The organism is Methylocella sp. CPCC 101449, assembly GCF_031921685.1.
GTDB lineage: Bacteria > Pseudomonadota > Alphaproteobacteria > Rhizobiales > Beijerinckiaceae > Terripilifer.
This window is the reverse complement of record NZ_JAPDHU010000001.1, coordinates 1,238,736-1,263,359: the sequence shown is the minus strand read 5'-3', so window position 1 is coordinate 1,263,359 and position 24,624 is coordinate 1,238,736. Positions and strand designations below refer to the sequence as shown.

At 60.9% G+C, this 24,624-nt stretch carries 22 protein-coding genes and 1 tRNA gene; 8 read left to right on the top strand and 15 right to left on the bottom strand.

What is annotated here, in order from left to right:
- Positions 1-8: 8 nt before the first annotated feature.
- From OIM99_RS05780 to OIM99_RS05760, 5 genes are all read right to left on the bottom strand, one after another.
- Positions 9-962 (bottom strand): DMT family transporter, encoded by a 954-nt coding sequence (locus OIM99_RS05780; RefSeq protein ID WP_311849375.1) that lies wholly within the window; start codon positions 960-962, stop codon positions 9-11.
- A gap of 8 nt (positions 963-970) precedes the next feature.
- Positions 971-2,014 carry a biotin-dependent carboxyltransferase family protein gene (locus tag OIM99_RS05775; protein WP_311849374.1) on the bottom strand — a complete coding sequence of 348 codons (1,044 nt, stop codon included), beginning with the start codon at positions 2,012-2,014 and terminating at the stop codon, positions 971-973.
- Positions 2,011-2,733, bottom strand: a complete 723-nt coding sequence (pxpB, locus tag OIM99_RS05770) for a 5-oxoprolinase subunit PxpB (RefSeq protein ID WP_311849373.1) — start codon at positions 2,731-2,733, stop codon at positions 2,011-2,013. Before pxpB ends, OIM99_RS05775 begins: the two co-directional genes overlap by 4 nt.
- An 8-nt stretch (positions 2,734-2,741) precedes the next feature.
- A complete protein-coding gene (locus OIM99_RS05765) occupies positions 2,742-3,596 on the bottom strand; it encodes a hypothetical protein (protein ID WP_311849372.1) in 855 nt (284 codons plus the stop codon).
- A gap of 143 nt (positions 3,597-3,739) precedes the next feature.
- A tRNA-OTHER gene (locus OIM99_RS05760) sits at positions 3,740-3,816 on the bottom strand.
- A gap of 419 nt (positions 3,817-4,235) precedes the next feature.
- On the opposite strand from OIM99_RS05760, the gene OIM99_RS05755 reads away from it, so the two are divergent.
- A complete protein-coding gene (locus tag OIM99_RS05755) occupies positions 4,236-5,468 on the top strand; it encodes an MFS transporter (protein ID WP_311849371.1) in 1,233 nt (410 codons plus the stop codon).
- 214 nt (positions 5,469-5,682) lie between these two features.
- Here OIM99_RS05755 and OIM99_RS05750 read toward each other — a convergent pair whose 3' ends face one another.
- The 3 genes from OIM99_RS05750 to OIM99_RS05740 form a co-directional block, all read right to left on the bottom strand.
- Positions 5,683-7,272, bottom strand: a complete 1,590-nt coding sequence (locus OIM99_RS05750) for a CocE/NonD family hydrolase (RefSeq protein ID WP_311849370.1) — start codon at positions 7,270-7,272, stop codon at positions 5,683-5,685.
- A gap of 80 nt (positions 7,273-7,352) precedes the next feature.
- Positions 7,353-8,114: a sulfite exporter TauE/SafE family protein gene (locus OIM99_RS05745; RefSeq protein WP_311849369.1), complete on the bottom strand. Its 762-nt coding sequence runs from the start codon at positions 8,112-8,114 to the stop codon at positions 7,353-7,355.
- A 144-nt stretch (positions 8,115-8,258) separates the two neighbouring features.
- Entirely contained in the window at positions 8,259-9,197 is a 939-nt protein-coding gene (locus tag OIM99_RS05740; RefSeq protein WP_311849368.1) for a fumarylacetoacetate hydrolase family protein, read from the bottom strand.
- A gap of 139 nt (positions 9,198-9,336) precedes the next feature.
- On the opposite strand from OIM99_RS05740, the gene OIM99_RS05735 reads away from it, so the two are divergent.
- Positions 9,337-9,882 carry a VOC family protein gene (locus OIM99_RS05735; protein ID WP_311849367.1) on the top strand — a complete coding sequence of 182 codons (546 nt, stop codon included), beginning with the start codon at positions 9,337-9,339 and terminating at the stop codon, positions 9,880-9,882.
- 11 nt (positions 9,883-9,893) lie between these two features.
- Here the strand turns inward: OIM99_RS05735 and OIM99_RS05730 are convergent, their stop codons facing one another.
- The 4 genes from OIM99_RS05730 to OIM99_RS05715 all read right to left on the bottom strand — a co-directional run bounded on the left by OIM99_RS05730 (position 9,894) and on the right by OIM99_RS05715 (position 13,976).
- Positions 9,894-10,907, bottom strand: coding sequence for an adenosine deaminase (locus OIM99_RS05730; RefSeq protein ID WP_311849366.1), 1,014 nt, complete (start codon positions 10,905-10,907; stop codon positions 9,894-9,896).
- Positions 10,908-10,974: 67 nt separating this feature from the next.
- Positions 10,975-11,796: a creatininase family protein gene (locus OIM99_RS05725; protein ID WP_311849365.1), complete on the bottom strand. Its 822-nt coding sequence runs from the start codon at positions 11,794-11,796 to the stop codon at positions 10,975-10,977.
- A 28-nt stretch (positions 11,797-11,824) separates the two neighbouring features.
- Entirely contained in the window at positions 11,825-12,994 is a 1,170-nt protein-coding gene (locus OIM99_RS05720; protein WP_311849364.1) for a 4-hydroxybenzoate 3-monooxygenase, read from the bottom strand.
- Positions 12,995-13,145: 151 nt separating this feature from the next.
- The gene (locus OIM99_RS05715; RefSeq protein ID WP_311849363.1) at positions 13,146-13,976 is read right to left on the bottom strand and encodes a helix-turn-helix domain-containing protein; all 831 of its coding nucleotides are present in this window, start codon (positions 13,974-13,976) and stop codon (positions 13,146-13,148) included.
- A 143-nt stretch (positions 13,977-14,119) separates the two neighbouring features.
- On the opposite strand from OIM99_RS05715, the gene OIM99_RS05710 reads away from it, so the two are divergent.
- The 3 genes from OIM99_RS05710 (at position 14,120) to OIM99_RS05700 (ending at position 18,111) form a co-directional block, all read left to right on the top strand.
- On the top strand, positions 14,120-15,394 hold the full coding sequence (locus OIM99_RS05710) for an aryl-sulfate sulfotransferase (RefSeq protein ID WP_311849362.1): 1,275 nt from the start codon (positions 14,120-14,122) through the stop codon (positions 15,392-15,394).
- Between the two features lie 32 nt (positions 15,395-15,426).
- Positions 15,427-16,455, top strand: a complete 1,029-nt coding sequence (locus OIM99_RS05705; protein ID WP_311849361.1) for a tripartite tricarboxylate transporter substrate-binding protein — start codon at positions 15,427-15,429, stop codon at positions 16,453-16,455.
- A 327-nt stretch (positions 16,456-16,782) separates the two neighbouring features.
- Entirely contained in the window at positions 16,783-18,111 is a 1,329-nt protein-coding gene (locus tag OIM99_RS05700; RefSeq protein ID WP_311849360.1) for an LLM class flavin-dependent oxidoreductase, read from the top strand.
- 138 nt (positions 18,112-18,249) lie between these two features.
- Here the strand turns inward: OIM99_RS05700 and OIM99_RS05695 are convergent, their stop codons facing one another.
- Positions 18,250-19,731 carry a GGDEF domain-containing protein gene (locus OIM99_RS05695; RefSeq protein WP_311849359.1) on the bottom strand — a complete coding sequence of 494 codons (1,482 nt, stop codon included), beginning with the start codon at positions 19,729-19,731 and terminating at the stop codon, positions 18,250-18,252.
- Positions 19,732-20,085: 354 nt separating this feature from the next.
- Here OIM99_RS05695 and OIM99_RS05690 point away from each other — a divergent pair, with 354 nt between their 5' ends.
- Positions 20,086-20,571 (top strand): N-acetyltransferase, encoded by a 486-nt coding sequence (locus OIM99_RS05690; RefSeq protein WP_311849358.1) that lies wholly within the window; start codon positions 20,086-20,088, stop codon positions 20,569-20,571.
- Between the two features lie 102 nt (positions 20,572-20,673).
- On the opposite strand, the gene OIM99_RS05685 is transcribed toward OIM99_RS05690, so the two are convergent.
- Both OIM99_RS05685 and OIM99_RS05680 read right to left on the bottom strand, forming a co-directional pair.
- Positions 20,674-20,916 (bottom strand): hypothetical protein, encoded by a 243-nt coding sequence (locus OIM99_RS05685; protein WP_311849357.1) that lies wholly within the window; start codon positions 20,914-20,916, stop codon positions 20,674-20,676.
- 233 nt (positions 20,917-21,149) lie between these two features.
- Positions 21,150-22,115, bottom strand: coding sequence for a tripartite tricarboxylate transporter substrate binding protein (locus tag OIM99_RS05680; protein WP_311849356.1), 966 nt, complete (start codon positions 22,113-22,115; stop codon positions 21,150-21,152).
- A gap of 258 nt (positions 22,116-22,373) precedes the next feature.
- Here OIM99_RS05680 and OIM99_RS05675 point away from each other — a divergent pair, with 258 nt between their 5' ends.
- On the top strand, positions 22,374-22,931 hold the full coding sequence (locus OIM99_RS05675) for a MarR family winged helix-turn-helix transcriptional regulator (RefSeq protein WP_311849355.1): 558 nt from the start codon (positions 22,374-22,376) through the stop codon (positions 22,929-22,931).
- Between the two features lie 225 nt (positions 22,932-23,156).
- Positions 23,157-24,557, top strand: a complete 1,401-nt coding sequence (locus OIM99_RS05670; protein WP_311849354.1) for a UbiD family decarboxylase — start codon at positions 23,157-23,159, stop codon at positions 24,555-24,557.
- Positions 24,558-24,624 lie beyond the last annotated feature (67 nt).

Below are 24,624 nucleotides of genomic sequence, written 5' to 3'. Positions count from 1 at the left end.
GGTTTGTCTCAAGCCGTCGCCTTCGCGCGCCGGCGCCGCCGGGCTTCATGCCAGAGCAGGAACAGGCCGGAGGCGATAACGATGGCCGAGCCTGCCAGCAGGCCGCTCGTCGGCACTTCGCCCCACACCAGGTAGCCGATCACCGTCGCCCACACGAGCATGAAATAGAAGAACGGCGAGACGGCCGTCGCCGGCGCCAGCACCAGTGCCTTGGTCCAGAAATATTGGCCGATCAGATTGGTGATGCCGCCGAGCGCGAAGAGAGCCAGATCCTGCGGCGGCGCCCATTTGACGCCGAAGAACAACAGGAAGGCGTGAAAGAACGTCACCGTGGTCAATTGCCAGATCAGCAGGGTCTGCGGCGATTCCGTCGACGCCATGCCGCGCACGGCGACCGTCACGGTGCCGAGCATGATCGCATTGAGCAAAGCGAAGATGGCGCCGAGCGTCAGCGTGTCGGCGCCCGGATTGGTGACGATCAGCACGCCGGTGAAGCCGCACAGCAGCACCAGCCAGCGCACCAGCCCGGCTTTCTCTTTCAGAAAGACGATGGCGACCAGAGCCGACCAGAGGGGCGCCGAGAAATTGATGGCGATGGCGCCGGCAAGCGGCATCAGGCCGAAGGCCAGCACCGAAAAGGTCTGCGACAGCGATTGCGAGAGGCCGCGCATGATGTGGTTCTGCGGCTGCTTCGTGCCATAGACGCCGAACCCATGGATCGGCAGCAGAATGGCGCCGGCGACCACGAGGCCGACCAGCGACCGCGAGAACATCACCTGGCCGATGGGATAATTGGCGATGAGCCATTTGCTGACCGCGTGGGTGGCGGCAAAGGCCACCGTCGCCAGGATCATGCAGATGATGCCGAGCGGCACATTGCCTTCGTTGCGGGCGACCGCGGCGGTCGGCGCCGGTTCGGCTTGGCCCGGTAGGGAAGAGGTTTGCGCGGCGGTGTCGTTCATGGGGGCAACTATGCGGGAAGCGAGGCGTCGACGACGCCGCTGATCAGGTTCGCGCCGAACAGCCGGCTGGTCATGTCGCCAACCGTGTAAGGCGTGAGACGACGGGGAATAGAATCGATCTCCTCGAGGAACAAGCGGCGCAAGCGACTGGCTTCTTCAAGGGTAACTTCCTCGAAAGCAATGCTCGATCCCAGCCGCACCCGGCCCAGGGCTGGAATATCGGCTGAGATCACCGTGGCAATCTTCGGATAGCCGCCGGTCGTCTGTCGGTCGGCCATCAGGATGATCGGCTGGCCATCGCCGGGAACTTGAATGGAACCCGGCGCGATCGCGTCGGAGATGATGTTGAAGCCCTGCGCGTGTTCCAGCTTCGGGCCGGACAAACGCATGCCCATGCGGTTTGAATCGGGCCGCACCGTATATTGGCCCGAGAACAGTTGGCGCAGTCCCGCTTCCGAGAAATAGTCCGACTGTGGCCCGACGATGACGCGAAAACGCGGCGGCAGACTGAGATCCAGATTGTGGAGTTCATATTCGCCGCGATCGCTGGCGGCCTGCCGGTGCAGCGGCAGTTGATCGCCGGCCACGAGCGCGCGGCCATGCCAGCCGCCCATGCCGCCGCGAATATAAGTCGAGACGCTGCCGAAGACCGGTTGCAGCGCGAAGCCGCCTTCCACCGCCACATAGGTGACGGCGGAATCCTGCAAGACGCCGATGCGCAGGATGTCGCCGCGCCGGGCGGTGAAACTGCGCTGGGTGCCAACGGCCGTGCCGGTGCGGGCGGTTTCATCGGGAAAGATTTCGACGGAGACATGGGCACCGACGCAGGCGAAGCGTACGCTGTCGGCTTCGACGCGAATTTTCGGGCCGATATAGGCCACCTCGAGCGCGCCGACATCGGGCGCATTGCCGACGAGGATATTGGCGGCGCGGAAACTCAAGGGGTCGAGCGCGCCGCCGACGGCGACACCGAGATGTTGAAACCCTGGCCGGCCCAGATCCTGGATGGTGGTCTGAAGGCCAGGCTCCAGTATGGCCAGCGTCGCCGTCATGACAAAAGGGGAATGGGCGTGCTGCCGTTGGCGCGCAAGTGCTCGAATTCGCGCAGCGAGACCGGTTGCAATTGCACTTTGTCGCCGGCGGAGAGCACCGCGTCGGCATGTCCGTTTTGCGCCCACAGTGCGGCGGGCGATTGGCCGATGAGATGCCAGCCACAAGGCGTTTCCATCGGATAGATGCAGGTCATCTTGCCGCCGATGCCGACGGAACCGGCGGCCACTTTGAGGCGGGGGCTCTCGCGGCGCGGCAGCGCCAGGGTGTCGGGCAGGTCGCCGAGATAGGCGAGACCAGGCAGAAAGCCGAGCATATAGACGTGATATTTGATGCTGCTGTGCAGCTCCACCACTTCGGCCGGCGGCATGCTGCAGGCTTCCGCGACATAGGTCAGGTCAGGCGCCAGTTCGGGATCGTAGCAGACCGGCACTTGCCACTGCCGGCCCGAACTTTCGACGATCGGCAGGCTCGCCATCGTGTCGTCGATCAAAGCTTGCAATGTGCCCGAAGAAGCAACCAGCGGTTCATAGTAGATGATGAGCGAGCGGATCGTCGGTACGATTTCGGAAATGCCGAGAATCTTCTGTTCGCTCAAACTCTGGCCGAGAGCGACAACCCGTTCACTGATGCGTTGTTCGATGCGGTTGCCGAAATCGACAACCAGTGCGGTATCTCCAGCCGACATCACCCTATAGTCGGCCATAACCTGCCCTTTCACCTGTGGCCTCAGCCCATCACGATGCCGCCTTGTCCTGTCGCGGGGATGGGCTCGGAAGGAAGAAACCAGGGCTTGTCGCTGATGCCGTGGTGGATCGAGAACATATAGAAGACGGGCAGGTGCTCGGGGAAAATGTCGCGCATTTCACTGCCGTTGAAGCTGACGAAAATGGCGCGCGGGTAGATCAGCTCGACCACTTTCCGCTCGATCATATTGGCCCGGTAATAGCGGGTGGCGCCCTCTTCGACCGTGCCTTCGCCGCGGAACCATTTGGCGGCGCAGCCGCGCAAGGTGGCCATCAGGTAGCTCGGCACCTGGGCTTGCGCCGCGTCGGCTTGCAGCGGCAGGTCGATCTTGTCGATCAGGGCGCTGAGCAGTTCGGTCTTGAAACCCTTCGTCGCCGCATGAGCCGTCAGTTCCGCGTAATAGGAATAGATGGCTTCGCGCTTGTGGCCGTTGAGCGCCGCATGGGTGTCGGTGAAGATCAAGGTGACGTCGACGCCGGTTGGATAGAGCTGGCGGATGCGCTCCATCATCGCGTCGATATAATCGAGGCATTGCAGTTCCGGCGCGCCAAAGAACGGGCGCGGGCCCTTGCCCCAATAGAAGACGAAGGGCACCGGCGCATTGGCCTTCAACGCATCGTCGATGATGTTGAGCATGAGATCCGGATTGTCCGGCTTCTCGCGCTTGAAGGCACGCGTGTTGAACGCTTTCAGCACGAGCTCGGCCGTGATCTTGCGCGGAAAGAAACGGTTGTTGCGAACAGGCGCTGCAGGACGCGGCGGCTGCGGATGGGTTACGCCCCGATCGGCAACATCAGGCGCGGATTCAGGTGCTGATAGCGGTGTTTCATACGACATAGCGCGACTACGACCCCACAGACGGAACGCCTTTGTTAACACTACATTAACGTTAACGAAAGAGAAGCGTCAACGGCCGGTCATGCTAAAGGTAGGAAAAATAAGAAAAAACCGGAAGTCGTAACGCACTAAGTCAAGAAGAGTGGAGCTGGGTGAAGGGACTTGAACCTATCATCTCACCAGAAACGACCGGTGGCTTTACCAGTTAAGCTAACCCAGCAAACTCTATCGAGGGGACCAAAAGATTCTGCCGTTGGAGAACCTTGGACCGAGAGACTTGTCCTACGCGAACAGGGTCTCTGCACTGAAGCTCCAGGTTGTAAAAGTCAATCGCTGCACATCTCTTACGCACTGACTTCTGCACAGATGAGCGGCAGGGAAAATTTTTCGTTAAGGCCGCAAGATAAGACCGCAAGAGATGTCACGTCGCAGTCGTCCTGACATGTCGTCTGTCACGCTGAAGCCTCCCTCATCGTCGTGCCTGTCGCGTCGCTGCGTTGACGCATCGAACGCGCGCTTAACCTCAACGCGGCAGAGCTGAATCGGTTCGCATCGCGGTACCGTTGACAGTAAAACTACACTGACTAGTATTCTTTTGAGGGAGCCGATGCGGAGGGGCATTGGCTGAGGGAGGGAGAGATGACTCAGATTCAGCAGTCAATGACGGCGCATGCCGTCAAAACCGGCAGCGGCAACGCCGGTTGGTCCACAACGTTAGCATCGACATTCGGCCTGTCCTTCGGCGCCAGCTCGCTGACGGTGCTGGCCTTCGCCGCTTTCATGGCGCCGCTCCAGCAAGAGTTCGGTTGGCGCATTCCCGATATCGCCATCGGCGCGTCGATCATTTCGATCATGATCATGATCCTGTCGCCGATCCAGGGTGCGCTGGTCGATAAATACGGCAGCCGTCCGCTGCTGCTGATCAGCATTCCGATATTCGCGGCCTCGCTCGCCGCGATGTATTTCCTGCCCAACAATCTCACCGTGTTTTATGCCGCCTGGGTGGTGATTTCGATCTGCGGGCTCGGCTGCTGGCCGATCGCCTATCTGCGGGCCACCGCCGGCTGGTTCGACAAGAACCTCGGCCTGGCACTTGGTGTCGCCAATGCCGGCATCGGCGTCGGCGCGGCCCTGACGCCTTTGATCGTCGGCGCGCTGATCAGCGCCTATGGCTGGCGCGAGGCCTTCGTCGGGCTCGGCATTCTCGCTCTGCTGGTCTGGCCGGTGGTCTATTTCTTTCTGGCGGAACCGGCCCGTGACGGTGCGGTGGCGATCGGCGAGGGACAGGACTTCTGGGAAGCCGCCCAGACGCGGCCGTTCCTGGTCGCGCTCGGGGCTTTCTTCCTGCTCGGCATCTTCAGCGGCACGATGATCGTCCATCAGGTCCGCATCTTCATCGATGCCGGCATATCGCCGGCCACCGCCACCGCCATTCCCTCGGCCTTCGGCATCGCTTTGATCGCCGCGCGGCTCGGCACCGGTTGGCTGCTCGATCACGTCAAGGCGTCGATCGTCATGGCGATCTTCCTCACCGGCGGCCTGATCACGGCTCTGCTCTATGCGCAGGGACCGAGCCTCACCATGGCGATCATCGGCACGGTGCTGGCCGGTCTGATCGTCGGCGCGGAATTCGATGTGTTGAGCTACATCATTCCGCGCTACCACGGCCGCAAATCGCTCGGCAAAATCTACGGCGCCATCTTCGCCGTGTTCCAATTCTCCAGCGCTTCGGCGATCTATATCGCCGGCGCGAGCCGTCAGGCGACCGGCAGCTATTCGCTGATGATGAATGTCATCGCCGGAATCTGCCTCATCTGCATCGTTCTGTTCTCGATGATGGGACCGTATCGCTATCAGCGCGGCAAGCACTGAAGCTAAGTCGCTGCGCTCGCAACCCCGTCATTGCGAGCGCAGCGAAGCAAACCAGGGGCCGCAGGTATAGCCGTGGATGTAATGGGCTGCGCCTCAGGCATTTGTTGAGATTATACCGCTCGCCCTGGATTGCTTCGTCGCCACGCTCCTCGCAATGACGTAAAAATAAAGGCCGGCACATGGTGCCGGCCTTTATTTCTTCAATCCTGAATGTCTATTCGAGAACCGACAGCAGCAACCGCGTCGGATGCTGGGGCGAATGATGGATCGTGTCGCGGCCGACCCGGTCGGGCGTATAGGCATGCGAAAAGATCGGGTCGGTGAGCAGGGAGTCGCCATTGGCGATCTCGAGCCGCAGCCGCGATCCAGCCTTTACCAGATAGCCCGCATGCATCAGCGGCACGCGGCATTCGATGATTTCATCGGCCGGGATCGGCACTTCCTGGCTGTGGTCGAGCGCCGGCGCGCGCGGCCGGCTTCGTTCCGCCACAAGCTGCCGATGCGAGGCGCGCAGCCAGCCCTTGGTGATGACATTGGCGCGGCCACCATCCGGCGCATCGCTCAGGCGAACGATCAGATCAGCGTCCTTGGCGGTCGACGACAGATGCACCACCATTTCGCAGGGGCCAGCGATCTCGATGTCGCGCTCCAGCGGCGGCGACGTGAAGGTGAGAATTTCGCGCAGCGGATCGGGTCCCTTAGCGTCGAGGGTGGCGACGCCGATGGCCCAATTGGCGCGTGGATAATCGTAACCGGTCTCGCCGTTCTGCGCCGGCGGGGTCGGATCGAGACTGCCGTCGTTCAGGGATTCGACGGTGCCGCTGCGCTGGTCGCCGAGATAGAACACGCGTTCGCTGACATCGCTCGGCGGCCAGGCGGTCGAGGCGCGCAACGTGCCCTGGCCACGCACGAAGGTTTCAACCGCCGGCTTGTTTTCGAAACCGTTCTCGATCCCCTTCAGATAGCGATCGTAGAAGGGCAGCAGCACGCGCTCGTGAAAGGCCGGCGTCTCAAACTCGGCGCAAGCCTCGAAGGCATTGGGCGCGCCGGTGATCATCAGCCATTTCGGCCCCTTCACCAGATCCCAGCCGGCGATATTGCCGCCCAGATGCAGATCCATCTTGGCCCATACGCCGATGGAATAGACCGGAATGGTGACGTCGGGGAGTTTGGAATAAAGCTCGCGCTCCTTCCAGAAGTCGTCATAGGTCTGGTGCAGGCCGATCTGATAGGACAGGTCGAAGGGAATGTGGCGGCTCTCGCCCTGTGCCGGATTGCGATTGATCGGCCGCACAGTGTTGTTCCACCACAGCGACATGAATTCGCTCGGGATGCCGCCCGTATAGGCCCAGCCGTTATAGAGGTCGATGTGCCCGTCATAGGGCGCGATACAGGTGAGATGCGGCGGCTTCTCCGCCGCCATGAACCATTGCGACGTGCCGTAGTAGGATTCACCAATGCCGCCGACCTTGCCGCTGCTCCACGGCTGGGCGGCGATCCATTCGATCACCTCATAGAGATCGCGCCGCTCGCGCGCGTTGAAGAAACCATAGTCGCCGCCGGAGCGGCCGGATCCGCGCACGTCGAGCCGCACATAGGCATAGCCCTGTTCGAGATACCAATGGATCGGTCCGGTCTCGCGCCACAGGAAGCGCTTGGTATCGGGCAAATCGTCATTGTCGAAACGATAGGGCGAAACGCCGAACAGCGTTGGAAACGGCCCGTCTCCGGCGGGCAAATGCAGGCGGACGGCGAGCTTTACGCCGTCGCTCATCTCGACAAAAAGATCACGCTGAATGGTCATTGCGCTCCCTCCCAGGGCTGAACAAAAGTACACTATAGAGTGTAACTAATGTCAATCGAGGAGGCGGCGCTTTTGCGAGGTCAGCCGACGGTGAACCACGCACGCATCAACAGCGCGCTGCCGGAGATGAGCAGCAGGCAATAGATCGCCCGCAGGAACTGTTCGCGCGACATCGACACGGTGATGCGGTGGCCAAGCCAGGTGCCTAAAAACATCGCCGGCAGACAGGCGATGGCCAATGTCAGCGTATGCAGATCGGCATAGATGCCGGCGATGGCGAAGATGACGACGCGGGTGAAGGAGCTGAAGCTGATCAGCGCCGCCTGGGTGGCGCGGATCGCATCGCGGTCGAACAGGCGACGGGTCAGATACATCGCATAGACGAAGCCGCCGCTGCCGAACATGCCGCTGAAAATGCCGCCGAAAAAGCCGAAGGGCACGATCCACTTGCGGCTGATCTCGCCTTGTCGTGGCGGAATGAAAAGCGAATAAAGCGCATAGCCGATGACGAAGACCCCGAGCGCATACATCATCGGTTTGGCGGGGATGACGAGCAGCGCCTTGATGCCGACGAGGCTGCCGCAGACCATCAGCGGGATCAGCCATTTCATTTCGTCGAAGGCGACCTTGCGGCCGAGCTTCAAGCCGTTGATGACGGCGGCAGCGCAATCGACCAGAGCCAGTACCGGCACGATGGTCGCCACGGGCATCACCTGCGCCAGGGCCGGGGCCGAGATGAAGACGGCGCCGAAGCCGGCCATGGCGAAGATCGTATAGGCGGCAGTGACGGCTGGGAAAGCCAGAAGCAGCAGCCAGATCGAGGGCAAAGAGCCGAAATCCATGTCATTACCCCCGAGCGCGGCCAGATTCGGGCGCGCGGCCCACAAAAACCATATCGGGCGGCGGGGCAAGAGCGGCCAAGCGGGAAGTGGGGTGGCGCATGGCCGCCCCTCCTTCCGCGCAAGGCTAGTCAGGCGCAAGGCTGGTCAGGCAATGGTGTTGCGCAGCACGCCGATGTTCTGGACTTCGACTTCGATCACATCGCCCGGTTTCATGAACAGCTGCGGATTGCGGCCAAAGCCGACACCGCTTGGCGAGCCGGTGGTGATGACATCGCCCGGCCGCAGGATCAGGAAGCGCGAGTAATAGGAGATGATCTGCGCCACGTTGAAAACGAGGTCCGACGTATTGGTCGACTGGACGACCTGGCCGTTCAGCCGTGTCACCAGATTGAGATTGTGCGGATCGGCAATTTCATCTGCCGTGACGATGACCGGGCCCATCGGGCAGAAGGTCGGAAACAGCTTGCCGAGAATATTGTGCTCCCAGGCGACGATCGTATTGATCATGCCCTGGGCTTTAAGCGCCGGCGTCACCCAGTCGCGCGCCGACACATCGTTGACGATCGTATAGCCGCCGACATATTTCAGCGCCTCGTCCTCGCTGACGTCATGGCAGGTGGTGCCGATCACCACACTGAATTCGCCTTCCCAATCGAGCATGTCGGGATTGCTCTTGGGCGGAATGATCTTGTCGCCCGATCCGATGATGCTAGCGACGCTCTTGTAGAAACACATCGGCGTTTCCGGCGCCGGCGTGTTCATCTCTTTGAGATGTTCGTGATAATTGGCGCCAATCGACAGCACCATGCCGGGATTGGGCAGCGGCGCGGCGAGTTTGGCGCTGGCATAGGGTTTCAGCACGCCGGCCGAGCGCAATTGCGCCGCCTTCGGCCCGACGGATTGCAGCAGATTGCGGACCAGACTGTGGCCTTCGCTGCCGAGCTGGAAGATTTCCAACAGGCTTTGTGGCGCCGCAACATCGGGCGCGAGCAATGTCTGTGCCGCATCGATATCGAGAATTTCGTCATCGATGAGAACGGCGGGGCGAAGGCCGTGACTCGTCTTGACGGTGGCGTAGCGCATAATTGCCCTCCCTGGTGTAGAATGCTACTCTGCCAATGGCCGAGAATGCCTGCAACTGCTTTTACGTGCTATACGACAAAGAGCAGGGAACAAGGTCGAGGTGGGAAGGCCAAGGTGATCAACGAGGAGGGAGAACACCATGAGCATCACGCGCGAGATGATCGTTGACGGCATTGTCGAGCCGGCGCAGGAGCGCAAGTCGATCATCAAACCCTATGTCATGTCGCACGGCACGCTCGAATGCCGGAACATGAAGGACAGCCGCAAGTTCTATGAGGAATTTCTCGGCCTGGAATGCGTGCGCCACGCTTTGCCGGCCATGGTCATCCGCTGTGGCCTGAAATTCCACATCGTCTGCGTCGAAGTCGGTGACAATGTGCATCCGCTGAATGTGCTCAATCACTGGGGCATCGACGTCGAGAGCCGCGAAAAGGTCGACGAGGCCTATCAGAACGCGCTGAAATACCAGGAAGCCTATAAGATCAAACAGGTGATGAAGCCGAACCTGCAACACGGCGTCTATTCATTCTATCTGGAAGATCTCGACCACAACTGGTGGGAAGTGCAGAGCATCGACGGCTTCCAGCACGACGACATGTTCGATTTCGGCGATCGCTTCACCGACAACGATGCGGCCGATGTCGGCGCGCTCGACGAATTGAAGGTGAAGAACAGCGCCCACTAACGGGCGCTTTTTCACGCCTTCTTCGGTGGCGTATCGAAAACGGCGAGCGCCTTTGCGCGCTCGTCATCGTCCATCAGGGCGGCGTTAAAACCATTGCGCGCCACCGCTCTCACTTCGGCCTCCGATAGATTGAGCGCCGATTGGATAGCGGTGTAATTCTCTCCCACATAGCCGCCGAAATAGGCCGGATCGTCGGAATTGACCGTGACGACGAGATCGCTGTCGAGCATCCGCTGCAGCGGATGGTCCGCGAGCTTCGAGACCACACCGAGCTTGAGATTGGAAAGCGGGCAGACCGTCAGCGGGATGCGGTCGCGCGCCAATCGCCTGACCAGAACAGGATCTTCCAGCGACCGCACGCCATGATCGACCCGTTCGACACCGAGCACGTCGATCGCCTCCCAGACATAATCGGCCGGCCCTTCCTCGCCCGCATGGGCGAAGAGATGAAAGCCTGCTTCGCCGGCCCGTCGGAAGACATTCTTGAATTTGCTCGGCGGATGACCGCGCTCGGAGGAATCAAGGCCGACGCCGACGATCTTGTCGCGATGCGCCAAAGCCTGATCGAGCGTGCGCTCCGCATCGGCTTCGTCGAGATGGCGCAGGAAGCACATGATCATCGTCGCATCGATGCCGAAACTCTCCTTCGCCTGACGGCAGGCGCGATAGAGGCCCGCCACCACGGTCTCGAAGGCGACGCCGCGGCTGGTGTGCCCTTGCGGGTCGAAGAACATTTCCACGTGTTTGACGTTGTCGGCTTGCGCCCGTTGCAGATAGGCCCAGGCGAGATCGAAGAAATCCTGCTCGGTGATGAGCACCGACATGCCCTGGTAATAGATGTCGAGAAAATCCTGCAATTGGCTGAACTGATAGGCGCGCCGCAATGCGTCCACCGAGTCATAAGGCAGGGTAATGCCGTTGCGCCGCGCCAGCGCGAACATCAATTCAGGTTCGAGGCTGCCTTCGATGTGAATGTGCAATTCGCATTTCGGCAGATGACGGATGACCGCCTTGATGTCGCTCATGTCGGACTCGCTCGCATGCTATCGCGCGAGAATAGGCGTAAAGCGAAAAAGGCGCCAGTTTGTACGATCAGTCGGCGATCGCCGCCGCCATCACCTTCGCCGTCTCGTCATAGTGCCGCCACAGGTCCGGATCGACCGGATTGGGCGCGCCGAAATAGCCGCCCGGCGTCAAGCGCCGCGCCGCTTCGCCGCCGGTGCGCCACTCCTGCAGATCGGCCAGGGTGAGGCGCGTCGGCTCGACGGTCTTCAGCGCCGCATAATCCACCGTCTCGGGAAAATAGCGCACGATGGCGGCGGTCTCGTATTCGTCGGCATGAACACCAAGCAGCCCGGTCAGCTTGAAATCTTCCAGCGCTGGGATCGGCTCCCATGGCACCCAGATCGGCTCCTTGCCGGTAAGGCCCAGCCGCTCGAACATGCGCCAGCGAAACGGTGTGTAGAGCCAGCGCGCGCCCGCGTTGCCACGCGCATGCTGATCGTTCAGCACGTCGCGGATCATTTCGTTATGGATGCGATCGCCATGGTGGCTGATCAGCAGCACCTCGCGAAAGCCATTGGCGTTCAGGGATTCGATGACGTCGCGCAGGAGCGCCGCCGCCGTCTCGGGGCGAATGCGGAAACTGCCGGGGAAGTCGACGAGAATGCCGTTGATGCCCCAATAGTAGGGCGGGGCGATGATGCATTCGCGCCCCATCCCGGCGGCGTAGCGCCGTGTCAAGCGGGCAAGTTCCAAAGCGATGAAGGCGTCGGTGCCGACAGGCAGATGTGGCCCATGGCATTCGATGACGCCGATCGGCAGCAGAGCGATGGCGCCACGTTCCGCGGCGGCCGCAATCGCCGTCGCGGTCATTTCCGCCATCGTGTCGTGAAAGAGCGGTGTATCCGTCACGCCTTCCTCCGCTGCCGTTGCTTCTTGCTCAGTCTTTCACAGAGTTTAGAGCGACATATTGCTCGGCGATAGCGGTCTGAGCCGCCCGCGACCTCGAGAGCGTTTCGAGGTCGGCCAATTGCAGGTTGCGATCCATGGGTGTGTGATCGAAACGATGCAGCAGCGCCGACATATGGGTCGAATAGCGCACGACGCGCCACACCCGTTCGACGCATTCGCGCGAATAGGTATCGATCCCGGCAGTCGAGCCGTTGCGATAGAATTCGCCCAGGGCTTTGGCGAGAACGCGCACGTCGGCGACGGCCGCGTTCAGGCCTTTGGCGCCGGTCGGCGGCACGATATGGGCGGCATCGCCGGCGATGAACAAGCGGCCGTGGCGCATCGGCTCGGCGACGAAGGCGCGCAATTGCGCCAGGTCGCGCTGGAAGACTTCGCCTTCGACGATCTCGTTGCCGGTGTCGTACATGCGCGTATGCAACTCGCTCCAGAAGCGATCGTCCGACCAGTTCTCGATCTTCTCGTCGGCCGGCACTTGGAGGTAGAGGCGCGACACTGAAAGCGAGCGGCGGCTGCACAGCGCGAAGCCGCGATCGTGGTTGGAATAGGTCATCTCATGCAGCGGACGCGCCCGCGCCAGAATGCCGAACCAGGCGAAATCATAGACGTGCTGAAAGGTCTTCAACACGTCCTTCGGCATGCTCGCACGGCCGACGCCGTGAAAGCCGTCGCAGCCGGCGACATAGTCGCAGGTCAGCGTCTTGGCCGTGCCGGCGTGCTCGTAATGCACCGTCACCTTGTCGCCTTCGATGCCCTCGATGCGGTTGACCGGCGCTTCGAAGATCAGCGGGTCATTGGCATTGACGCGCGCCGCGATCAGATCCTTCACCACTTCCTGCTGGCCGTAGATCATGACGCTGCGGCCGGTCATGGCCGGCAGATCGAAATGAATGGTGCGGCCGTTGAAGCGAATGTCGAGGCCGTTGTCGACCATGCCCTCGCGGTGCATGCGCTCGGCGAGGCCAAGCCGCTCCATCGTGTCGATGGTGCCGGCTTCCAGCACGCCGGCGCGCACGCGCCCTTCCACATAGTCGCGGCTGCGGCCTTCGAGGATGACGCTCTCGATGCCTTTTTCCTTCAGCAGATGCGACAGGAAGAGCCCGGCGGGTCCGGCGCCGATGATCGCGACTTGTGTATGCATTCTTTTACATATCCATGACCGGTTGTGAAAGATCGGCCGAAGTCCTCCCGGAAATCAAGACTGCGGCCTTTCGTGCCCGCTTGAACCAGAAGGGAACCCCCGCTTCTTTGACCTAGAGCAGTTTTTGCCCGCTCCGCCATTGCCGAAAAGGCTATGAATAGTCCCAGGCATAGTCCTCGGTGCCCGGCCGATCGATTTCGCCGCCCTGCAGGGAAGCCGATATGGCGTTGGCCGCCTGTTTCAGGCGGTCGTGATGCCGTGCGGCAAAGGTCGAGGCATTCATCAAGGGGCGCTTCCAACTGATCGCCAGCGCGCCGATCGGCTGGCGGCCATCATAGAGCGCGACCGCGATGGCGTTGCGGTCACCGGCACTGGTGCGCGACTGGCGCCGTGTTGCAAAGCCGGCGCTGCGGATGTTGACGAGATCGCTGATCAACACCGGCAAGGTCAGGCCGAACCGTTCCAGCGATACCGATTTCTCGCCTTTGAGCGTGTCGATCAAAGCGGTCAGTTGCGCTTCGCTGAGCGCTGCCAGATAGGCGAGCCCGGAAGCTGCCGCGAAAACGCTGAGTTCCGTATCGGGTTTCAGCATGTTCGAGGAAGGAAACGGGCTTTGCCCGTAAGTTGATTCCAGGATGCGCATGCGGCCGCTGGCATAGATATGCAGGTCGACCGGCCATTCGGTGTCTCGCGTCAGCGCCAGCATGTGCGGCCGGGCGGCTTCCACCAGGGCGCCGATGCGCACGATCATCTCGGCATGGGAGCTGTTGGAAGCGGCGATGTTAGACCGGTAAAGGCCGTCGCTCAGCCCCAGGCGGATGAAACGCCGCTCCATCAGGGTGGCCAGTAACCGGCGCAGGGTGCTTTTCGACAGGCCCGTGCCCTTGTGCAGACGGTGCAGTTCGCAAGGGCCGTTGGTGGCCAGAAATTCCAGCACGTCGAGCGCCCGATGCACCGCCCGGGTCTGCGGAAGCGCCTCCATTCCCCATTTCCTCCCCGGCTCGGCCCGGCCAAGCGTGCCATCTAGTGGCACGATACCGCTTTTCCGTTGATCCGATAGCGCCAAAAATCAATCGTCGTCTCAAAGCACCAAGAGGAACGCTTGAGGAGGGCGGGGAGGACATGATGCTGGAGACCATGTGGACGCGAACCGGCACCTTGCCGATCACGGTTCGCACGTCCGATGCCCAGCGGCGCGAGCCGGGCACCGTCTATTTCACCACCCGGCCCGGCGGCGGCGCTGGCCCGCGCACCACGGTGGGGTGGCTGATCGGCGTTGGCCCCGACGGCGACATCGTGCTGGAGCGGCGCTTCGATGGCACGTCCCAGGATGTGCGCTGCCTGCCCAGCGGCAAAATCCTGTTCTCCCAGTCGATGCAGGGCATCATCTATGAGGTGAATCCCGACGGCTCGATCCACGCCGCTTGGCACTCACGTGATAAATGGATCGACAAGCCGCCGCCGTTGCGCAGCACCGAACTGCCGGTGAACCACACCCATCACACCGTCAATGTGATGCCGAACGGCAACTTCCTCCTTCTCGATGCCGAGGTCCGTTCTTTCGACAATTGGCCGTCCGACAGCGCCGATCGCGCGGCGCCTCGCCAAAAAGCCTCCGTCGTCGGCGACGTGGTGAAAGAGGTGACGCGCGAAGGGCGTCTGGTGCGCGCCTATCATATCTTCGATCTGATCGATCCCGATCGCATCACCCACGGCAGTTTCGACAACTACTGGCATCATCTGGGCTTTCCCGCGACCAACGATTGGTCCCATGCCAATGCGGTTGCCTATGATCCGCAGGACGACAGCATCGTCGTGTCGCTGCGCCATCAGGATTGCATCGTCAAATTCGGCCGGCAGGACGGGCGCTTGCGCTGGATCCTCGGCAATCCCAGCGAGTGGCGCGATCCCTGGCGGCAATATCTTTTGCAGCCGGACGCCTCCGTGCGCTGGCAGTTTCACCAGCATGACTGCTCGATCACCGGGCCGGGCCGCATTCTGTGTTTCGACAACGGCAATTTTCGCGCCGGTGCCTTCGAAATGCCGCTCGATCCAACGCAAAATTTCAGCCGCGCCGTCGAATTCGAGATCAATGAGAAAAACCGCACCGTGCGGCAGATCTGGCAATATGGTGAAGAGCGCGCGCCGGCTTTGTTCGGCTGCTATCAGGGCGGCGCGCGGCGTCTGCCCAAGACCGGCAATACGCTGATCACCTTCGGCGGATTGTGCTTCGACAAGGACGGCAAGCCAGCCGCCACCCACGTCGGCATGCGCGGTGCGGCTCGTATTCTGGAAGTGACCTCCGAGGGAGAGGTCGTTCTCGACATCGAAGTGGATGACCGGGCCGCGGCCGAGCCGCGCGCTTTCTCGGCTTTTCGCGCCGATCACATGCCCGCTTGAGCGCTGGCTGCACGTATCCTGGGAGGGGAAACATGCGTTTTGGCTGCAACAAAAGTATTTATGGCATCATGGCCACCGCGAGCCTGGCCATTTTGAATGGCCCCGCCGTGGCGCAGGACTATTTCGCCGGCAAGCAGATTCGCATCATTCTGCCATCGAGCACGGTCGATACCGGCTATGGCTTGTATGGCGTGCTGGCGAGCCAGCATCTGGGCCGCTTCATTCCTGGTAATCCCGCTGTGGTGATCAGCCTCATGCCGGGCGGCGCCGGCATTTCCTCGCTCAACTATCTTGCCAGCGTGGCGCCGAAGGATGGCACGGCCATCGGCGTTCTGGCGCAGGAAGTGGCGACCAATCAGGCGCGTCATCTGAGTGGCGTGCGCTATGACGCCAGCAAGTTCAAATATATCGTGCGCGTCGCACCGAACGTGCCCGTGCATATGGTCTGGCACAGCGCGCCGGTCAAAACCATCGCCGATCTCAAAACCACGGAAGTTCTGACGGCGGCGGTCGGCGTGGGCGGCGTCCACAATGATGTGGCGCGCGCCATGAATGCGCTGCTCGGCATGAAGTGGAAAATCATCAGCGGCTATCCTGGCACCAACGAAACGCGTCTGTCGATGGAGCGGGGAGAAACGCAGGCCACGGTTTCGCCGGCCATTCTGTTCAAGGAACAGTTGAAGGACTGGCTCGATCAGAAGAAGGTCCGCGTGGTCGTGCAATATGCCGACTTCCGGCATCCGCTGTTTCCCGATGTACCGGCCGTCGTCGAACTGGCGCAGGATCAGGAGGTGCGCGACATCCTCACTTTCATGACGTCGATCTCGACGGTGGGGCGCGGCTTTGCCGGACCGCCCGACATGAATCAGCAGGCCTACGACATCATCCGCAAGGCCTTCGCCGCCATGCTCGAAGACAAGGCCTATCGCGAGGATTCCGAAAAACGCGGCGCCGAAATCCTGCCCATGTGGGGCGAGGAGATGAGCGCCTATGTCAACAAGATCATCGCCACGCCGAAGGCCATCGCCGATCGCGCCACCACCATCGCCGAAGGCAAATGAAACGGATGAGGCGAAAATCGTTAAGTCAGCGCTAGCCTTGCAAGGCAGGCATTTTGTAATCACTTAGTGCCACATATTGTGGCGCGCGAAACGAAACGACTTGCATAGTCACCGGCAAGATACCGGCCGGTGAGCATCGTATGGCTGACATAGAACAGGCAAGTTCCGCTTATTGCGACGCAAAACGTTGCAATTTCGGCAAGGCGTCAGCGCGCCGTGACAAGGCCTATTGCCAAAGAGGCGCATCGCGATTTCTATCCGTGTCCTGGCAGGTGCTACCTGGCACCCGGCGCCGAACGCGTCGCGAAAGAACATTGAGGGAAACCGATGACCAAGCAGATGAAGCTCGCTGCCTATTTCAATCCCACCGGGCATCATGTGGCGTCATGGCGTCATCCCCGCGCACAGCGCGATGCGCATCAGAACATCGAACATTATGTCGAGATCGCTCGCACGGCCGAGCGGGCCAAGTTCGACATGATCTTCCTCGCCGACGGCAACGCGACGCGCGATGCCGACATCGAAGCCATTTCGCGCTCGGTGCAATTCGTCGCCCATTTCGAACCGATCACTTTGCTGTCGGCGCTGGCCATGGTGACGAAAAACATCGGTCTCACCGCCACCGCCTCCACCACCTATAACGAGCCCTATAACCTCGCCCGCAAGTTCGCGTCCCTCGATCATATCAGCCACGGCCGCTCCGGCTGGAACCTGGTGACGTCTGGCCAGCCGGCCGAGGCCGCCAATTTCGGTCGCGATGGCGTCAAGGAACATTCGGAACGCTATTCGCGGGCGCGCGAATTCGCCGAAGTGGTGCAGGGGCTGTGGGATAGCTGGGATGACGACGCCTTCATCCGCGACACCAAAAGCGGTCTGTTCTTCGAACCCGATCGCATGCATCACCTCAATCACAAGGGCGAGCATTTCAAAGTGCGCGGTCCGCTCAACGTGCCGCGTCCGCCGCAGGGCTATCCGGTGATGGTGCAGGCCGGTGCCTCCGACGAAGGCCGCGAGCTTGCTGCCCAATATGCCGAGGCGATCTTTTCGCCGCATCTCAACATCCCGGCCGCCAAGGCCTATTACGACGACGTCAAGGGCCGCATGAAGGCCTACAATCGCGATCCCGACCATCTGAAGGTTCTGCCGGGAATCAGCGTCGTCGTTGCCGAGAGCGACGACAAGGCGGCGGAGGATTTCAACACGCTGCAATCGCTCATCCATCCCATCGTGGGCCGCGAGATTCTCTCGACCATGCTGGGCGGCGCCGATCTCACGCCTTACCCGCTCGACGAGCCGCTGCCCGATCTGCCGCTGACCAATGCCAGCCGCGGCCATTTCGAGAGCATCATGGCCATGGCACGCGCTGAGAACCTCACCATTCGCCAGCTTGGCGAACGCTGCGCCGGCGCGCGCGGCAAGAACTCCATCCATGGCAGCGTCAAGAAAGTCGCCGACTATATGGAAGAATGGTTCGCCGCCAACGCCTGTGACGGCTTCTGCGTCATGCCGCCTTACATTTCCGGCCAGCACGACGACTTCTGCAACATGGTGATCCCCGAATTGCAGAAGCGTGGTCTGTTCCGCAAGGAATATGAGGGCGCGACCCTGCGCGAAAATCTCGGCCTGCCCCGGCCGCCGAGCCGTCATCGCGGCTGAGAATATATAGGCTGTGGTGACGGATAATCGTTGTCGTGGGCGTAGCGAAGCAATCTGGGAAAGGGATTCGATTCCCGACCTTGCATTGCTTCGTCGCCTCGCGCCTCGCGATGACGGTGCGGCGTTCTACAATTTGTGTTAAGCGGCCGAGGCCTGCTTGACCGCGGCGGGCTCCTGGCAATCGCGATATTCGATGCGATTGCGGCCGAGCCGTTTGGCGCAATAAAGCGCGCTGTCCGCCGCCGCGAAGGCATCGGCGAAGAGCAGGCGCGATGTCGGCACGATCGTCGTCACGCCGATACTGGCGGTCACGGCTCTCGGTGCGCCGCTGGCGAGATGCGCGATCTCGATCGAACAGCGGATCGTTTCGGCCAGGACATGCGCGCCGGCTTGATCGGTCTCCGGCAGCAGCACGACGAATTCCTCGCCGCCATAGCGCGCGGCGAAGTCGGCCGGCCGTTTCAGATTCTTGCGGATGCAGGCGGCGACCGAGATCAACGCATCGTCGCCGCGCAGATGGCCATGTTCGTCATTGTAGCTCTTGAAGTGGTCGACATCGATCAGCAGCAAAGAGAAGGACGATTGATTGCGCACGGCGCGCTTCCATTCCTTGGCGGCGGTGTCGTCGAAGGAGCGGCGGTTGGCCAGGGCGGTCAGGCTGTCGCGCGTCGCCATATGGGCCATGCGCGTGGCCAGCGCCGCCATTTTCATCTCGACCCGGCGGCGCAGGCGAAACTCCCGCGACAGCAGCAAACCCGCCGCTGCCAAAGCGACGAGCAGCAGGACGAGAACCGTGGTCATGACAATGGCCTTCTGATGCCAGCCGGCCAAAATAAGCGCCTTGGACGAACTGACCACGACGATCAGCGGCAGATTGGCGATCCGCGCATAGGTCAGAATGCGTTCGGTCTCATCGCGCGCCGAGACGCTCTCGAAACTGCCGGAGAGTTTGGCCGGATAATGTTTGAAGAGTTCGTTGGGGCCGATCTGTTTGCCGATGTCGGTCAGGCGGAACGGCTGCCGCGTGAAGATCGTGCCGTCGGTGCCTAAAATGGAAAAGCGGCTTTGCTCGCCGATATCGAGATTGAGGAACATCGCCTGAAAATAGTTCAGGTTGATGCTGCACATGACGATGCCGCCGAAGGTGCCATCGGGACGGCTGATACGGCGGCTGAGCACCAGGGACCATTCGCCACTGTCGAGGCGCAACTGCAACGGTTTGCTGACGAACAGGGAATCGTCCGTGGCATCGCGCTGAACGGTGAAGAACTCTTCGCCCGCGAGATTGTCGGCGGGCAGCGGATTGCTGCGAAAGGAATCGGCGACGATCCTGCCGTCGGCGTTGACGATTGCCACGCGGTTCAAATAGCGGGCGTTGGTCGAGTGGTCGAACAGCGCGAGCTGGCGAATGACGTCGCCGGCGCTGGAGAAATCGGGCTCGGTGAGCGCGAGGCGCGCGCCCTTCAGCGACAGATCGTAGCCTTCGAAAGCTATGCCGATGTCTTGCGCGATGGCGCGCGTCAGCGTCGCATCGGCCTGCGCGGCAAAGCGCAACGTGTCATGGCGTGAATCGATCAGGACATGGGAGAAGAATGCCAGCAGCCCAAGCCCAGCCAGCACCGCAAGGATTCTGACTGCACGAAAGGGACGATGGTCCTGAGAGGCAGAAACGAGATCTTGAACGTGGGATGGCATTGCGGCGTCCGGAGGACAGACTGTTGTTCAGTCCATAAGACGTGTCTCGTTAATGTGTATTTACCAGGACCATAGCAATTTATGCCTGTCGCACATGGCGAACTGGCTCTTTGCGAAATTCGCTCGGTAGAATAAGGACATCTCGAAAGCTCGCTTAGCAACACAACGACGACAATTGTCGACCACAATTATTGCCGTCGTTAATGGCCTCTTTGCGCGAGTGAGTTGAAGAACGAACAGGAACGAGAAGCTCAGGCGCAAGCATAAGCGAGAAAGATGATGCAGATTCGAGATGAGCAGGCAGGCGATGCCGATGCCATTCGCGCGTTGCACACGATTGCTTTCCGGCAATCGCAGGAGGCGCGCTTGGTCGATCAACTGCGCGCCGATGGCGACAGCGTGATTTCGCTGCTGGCGATCGAAGCTGAGAGCATCGTCGGTCATGTCTTGTTCTCGCCGATGTCGGCGCCGTTCGAAGCCTTGGGATTGGCGCCTCTGGCGGTGCTGCCGCGGGCGCAGGGGCAGGGCATCGGCAGCGCCTTGGTGGAGGCCGGCCTGCAGCGCGCGGCGGCGGGGCCGTGGCAGGCCGTCTTCGTTCTCGGTGATCCGGCTTACTATGGCCGTTTCGGTTTCGAGGCGGCGCTGGCGCGCGGCTTCCTTTCGCCCTATGCCGGGCCGCATCTGATGGCGCGGGCATTCGGCGCAGGGCTACCCGTGCGTGAAGGGCGGATCGACTATGCGCCGGCCTTCGCGGCCCTCGGTTAAAGCAAATCACGTTTCGATAGAAACGTGATTTGCTTAAGTCTCCTGTTTTGACGCGTCTGCTTTTGATGGAATCATCAAAAGCAGACGCGCTATGGATATCGATCAGGCGTTCTTGCAGATGTTTTCGCCAGCCGCGTCCTGGGTTTTGATCTCGAAGAGATCCGAGGCTTCGCCCCACAACACGCCATAGCCTTTGAACTCGACGTCGACGCGGTCGGGATGGCGTGGGTAGCGTTGCAGAAGGCGGTAGCAGCAGAGCACTGTGCCTTCCGCATCTGGCGGAATGGCCATGTGCTGCGCTGCCCGTACGGCAGCCTTGAGCTGGACTATCTGACCGGCTTTCACGATCAACCTCCATCTGCAAGTTGCAATGTCGCTCCGTCACCGGAGTGTCATGTAGGCTGACACGGCTTTTTGCGATGCACAAGTTAAATCTTGCGCTGCAATAGGCGACATTTTGGCAAGGTTAAGGCAGAGCTGGATGGTCGAACGCGAATGCCTCCTGGTCGTGATGCAAAGATTGCGTCTCTGTCGAAACGCAATCTTGATTGAACGAGGATGTGAACCGCGACGCGGCGCTATTTCGGCGTGTCTTCTTTCAAAAGAGCGCGCCACTGTTCGATTTCCTGAATGATGGCTTTGCGGAAGTCGTTCGGCCCGACGTAAATAAGTGTGGCGCCGACCTTTTCCATGCCGCTTTTCACTTCGCTGTCGGTGCCCATCTTGTCCAGCACGGCGGCAATGCGCTGCGTGATCGCATCCGGCATGTTGCGCGGTCCCATGATGGCGTTCCAGGTCGCGACATTGAAGCCCGGCTGCACCGTTTCGGCGATCGTCGGCACATCGGGGGCGAAGGGGCTGCGCTCCAGCGACGTCACCGCCAAACTGCGCACCGTATTGCCCTGAACCTGCGGCAGCGCATCGGTCAAATTGGTGAAGGTCAGATCGACGTCGCCACTCACGACGGCCATGGTCGCGGGCGCGCCACCACGGAACGGCACATGCACCAGCTTCGTGCCGGTGCGCATCTGGAACAGTTCGGCGGAAAAATACATCAGTCCGCCGGCGCCGCTGGAGGCGTAGCTCAGCTTGTCCGGATTGGCCTTCGCATAGGCGACAAGATCCTTCATGGAATGCACCGGCAGCGCATTCTTGACGATCACCATCTGGGTAATGGTGCTCACCATGGCGATCGGCGTGAGATCCTTGAGGGGATCGTATTGAACGGCCTGCACGACGGGCGCGACGGAAATGGCGCCGATGCTGCAAACGCAGAGCGTGTAACCATCCGGATCCGACTTGGACACCACGTCGGTTCCGACGATCCCGCCTGCGCCGGCGCGGTTTTCAATGATGGCGGGATAGCCGAATTCTTTTTCGAGATAGCGCGCGGTGATGCGGCCGACGATGTCGGTGTAGCCGCCGGCGGCATAAGGGACGATGAGCTTGATCGGTTTGTTCGGCCAAATTGGTTGGGCGGAAGCCGGTTCAGACAGGGCAAAGGCGGATGCGAAGAGACAGATGGCGGTGAAGACGCGTTTCATGGTGTTGCCCCTCTTCTTGCGCAGCAAAGCCTTGCGCTCGTTCTTTGCTAATTAAATTAGCTTTGATATAAAGCTAGTCAAGATGATAAATTAAGCTCGTGTGATCTAATATCGAGCGATCCGCGGCCGATTTTGGTGCGTTTCTTGATCCGCGATCTGTTTTTTGCGAATCCCTCGTATATAACTTTCTTATCAAGCTATTTTGGGCGTCGACGGCGCAAGAATTGCGCAGTCGAAAGCAAGAGTGGAGACGCGACAGTGTCGAGTGACATGAGGACGGCGGGATCGCGGTTGACCGTCGAACGGCCGGAATTGCTGGAAGATGGAACGGACACGCGGTTTCGCGATCTCCTCCATTCGATCTTTGCGTTCTCCAGCCGCTTGCAGGTCGCGCGCACGCGTTTTGGCGCTCACATTGGCCTGTCGCCCACCCAATACATGGTGTTGATAGCGATTTCGCGTTTGGCTTCGGAGAATGCCGGCATCGCGCAGATCGCCAATTGGTTGTATTTCAGCGGCGCCTTCGTGACGATCGAGGTCAACAAGCTGGTCAAGCTCGGCTTGGCGGAGAAAGCCCCGCACCCCGTCGACCGGCGGCGTGTCGTGCTGCGGCCGAGCGCCGAAGGCGAACGCCGTCTCGCCGCGCTCGCCGCCTTTCAGCGGCCGGTCAACGATGCGCTTTTCAAATCTCTGAAAAAAGATGAGTTCCTGACCCTGCATCGGTTGATGGCCGGGCTGGTGGCCGATGCCGATGCGGCCCTGTCCCTGGCAGAATATGTCGAGGATCAGCTCAAGGCGCCGGCGAAAGCCGGATAACGCTCCGTCCCTGGCGGACAGGCCGCGAAACGATCCTCTTTGATGCAAGGCAATCTGATGCAAGGCAGGTGCACGCCGACGCCTTCTTCCGGCACGCCAGTCGAATGCTCGCCGACAGCGATTTGAATTCCGCTTGACTAGCTTTCATACATAGCTATCTTTTTTAGATAAAGCTTCGGCGGTCGCAACAGGCCGCCGGTTGATGTCAAACGGTTCGAGGAAACAATGCCGATTTTGAATGCGTTGGACACCAGCTTTCGCGCTGCGCTCGGCCGTATGGCGGCGCGCGGGCGCATCCATAGCTATCAGGGGGTGGCGGATACGCATCTGCAACTCGCCGCCTTCATGAAGAAGCTCGACGGCCAGGAAGCGCTGCTCTTCTCGCGCGTCAAAGGCTACGACACGCCGATCATCGGCAATCTGCTCGGCTCGAAGGAAAATTGCGAAGCGGCGTTCGACACCGATTTCAACGGCATTCGCGAGATGATCGGCCGCGCGCTCGCCGATCCGCAAGCACCACGGCTCGTCACGAACGCACCGGTGCAGACGGTGCAGATCACGGCCGATATCGATGTCGAAAAAATCTTGCCGGCCTTGATGCATGCGCCGAAGGATGCCGGGCGTTACATCACCGCCGGCATTGTCATCGTGCGCGATCCCGAGACCGGCGTTTACAACGCCTCCTATCATCGCCTGCAATTGCTTGGTCCCGATCGGTTGGGCATCAAGCTCGATTTCGGCCGCCATCTTCGGCTTGCCTATGAACGGGCGCAGGCGCGTGGCCAATCTCTGCCGGTGGCCGTTTGCATCGGCGCCGATCTCGCGCTGCATTTCACCGCCGCCACGATGGGATCGCAAATGCCCGAAAGCGCCGATGAATTGGCTGTCGCGGGCGGCCTTTCCGGGCGTCCGCTGACGGTCGCCAAGGCCTTGACGCAGGATCTGATCGTGCCCGCTGAAGCGGAATATGTGCTGGAAGGCGAAATTCTCGCTGAAGATGGCGAGCTGGAAGGCCCGTTCGGTGAGTTCGTCGGTTTTGCCGCGCCGGCGGCCAAGGCGCCGGTCCTGAAGCTCAGCGCCGTCACCCATCGCGACAAGCCGATCTATCACGCCATCAACGGCTATGGCCGTGAAACCATCATGCTGCGCAAATACGTGCTCGAGGCCAGTCTGTTGAAGGTTCTGCGCGCTGCCGTTCCGATCGTCGTCGATGCGGAGATGACGGCTGGCGGGCTGCATCGCTTCCATGCGGTCGTGCAGGTCAACAAGCAGTCGTCGCAACACGATGGCTTCCAACGCAATGCGATTCTCGCCGCCTTCGGCGCGCTCAAGGATCTCGACATGGTGATCGTCGTCGATGACGACATTAACATCCGCGATCCGCAGGATGTCGAATATGCATTGGCGACGCGCATGGAGGCCTCCCAGGATTTGATCATCGTTCCGGATGCGCGGGGCCATGAATATGTGCGCATCAGCCGGAACGGCATTCGCGCCAAGCTCGGTATCGATGCGACGGTTCCGTTCGAACACAAGGAACGGTATCGGCGCGTGCAGTTTGCAGAGGTTGATACGCCGCCGGGTGCTTTCCTGGCTGACGAAGCGGCCATCAAGGAATGGCTCTAGGCCTGTTCGCGGGTTTAACGCCGTCTTTTGGATCGCCCGCCAAATAGCGCTTGCCGGAAATTGCTTT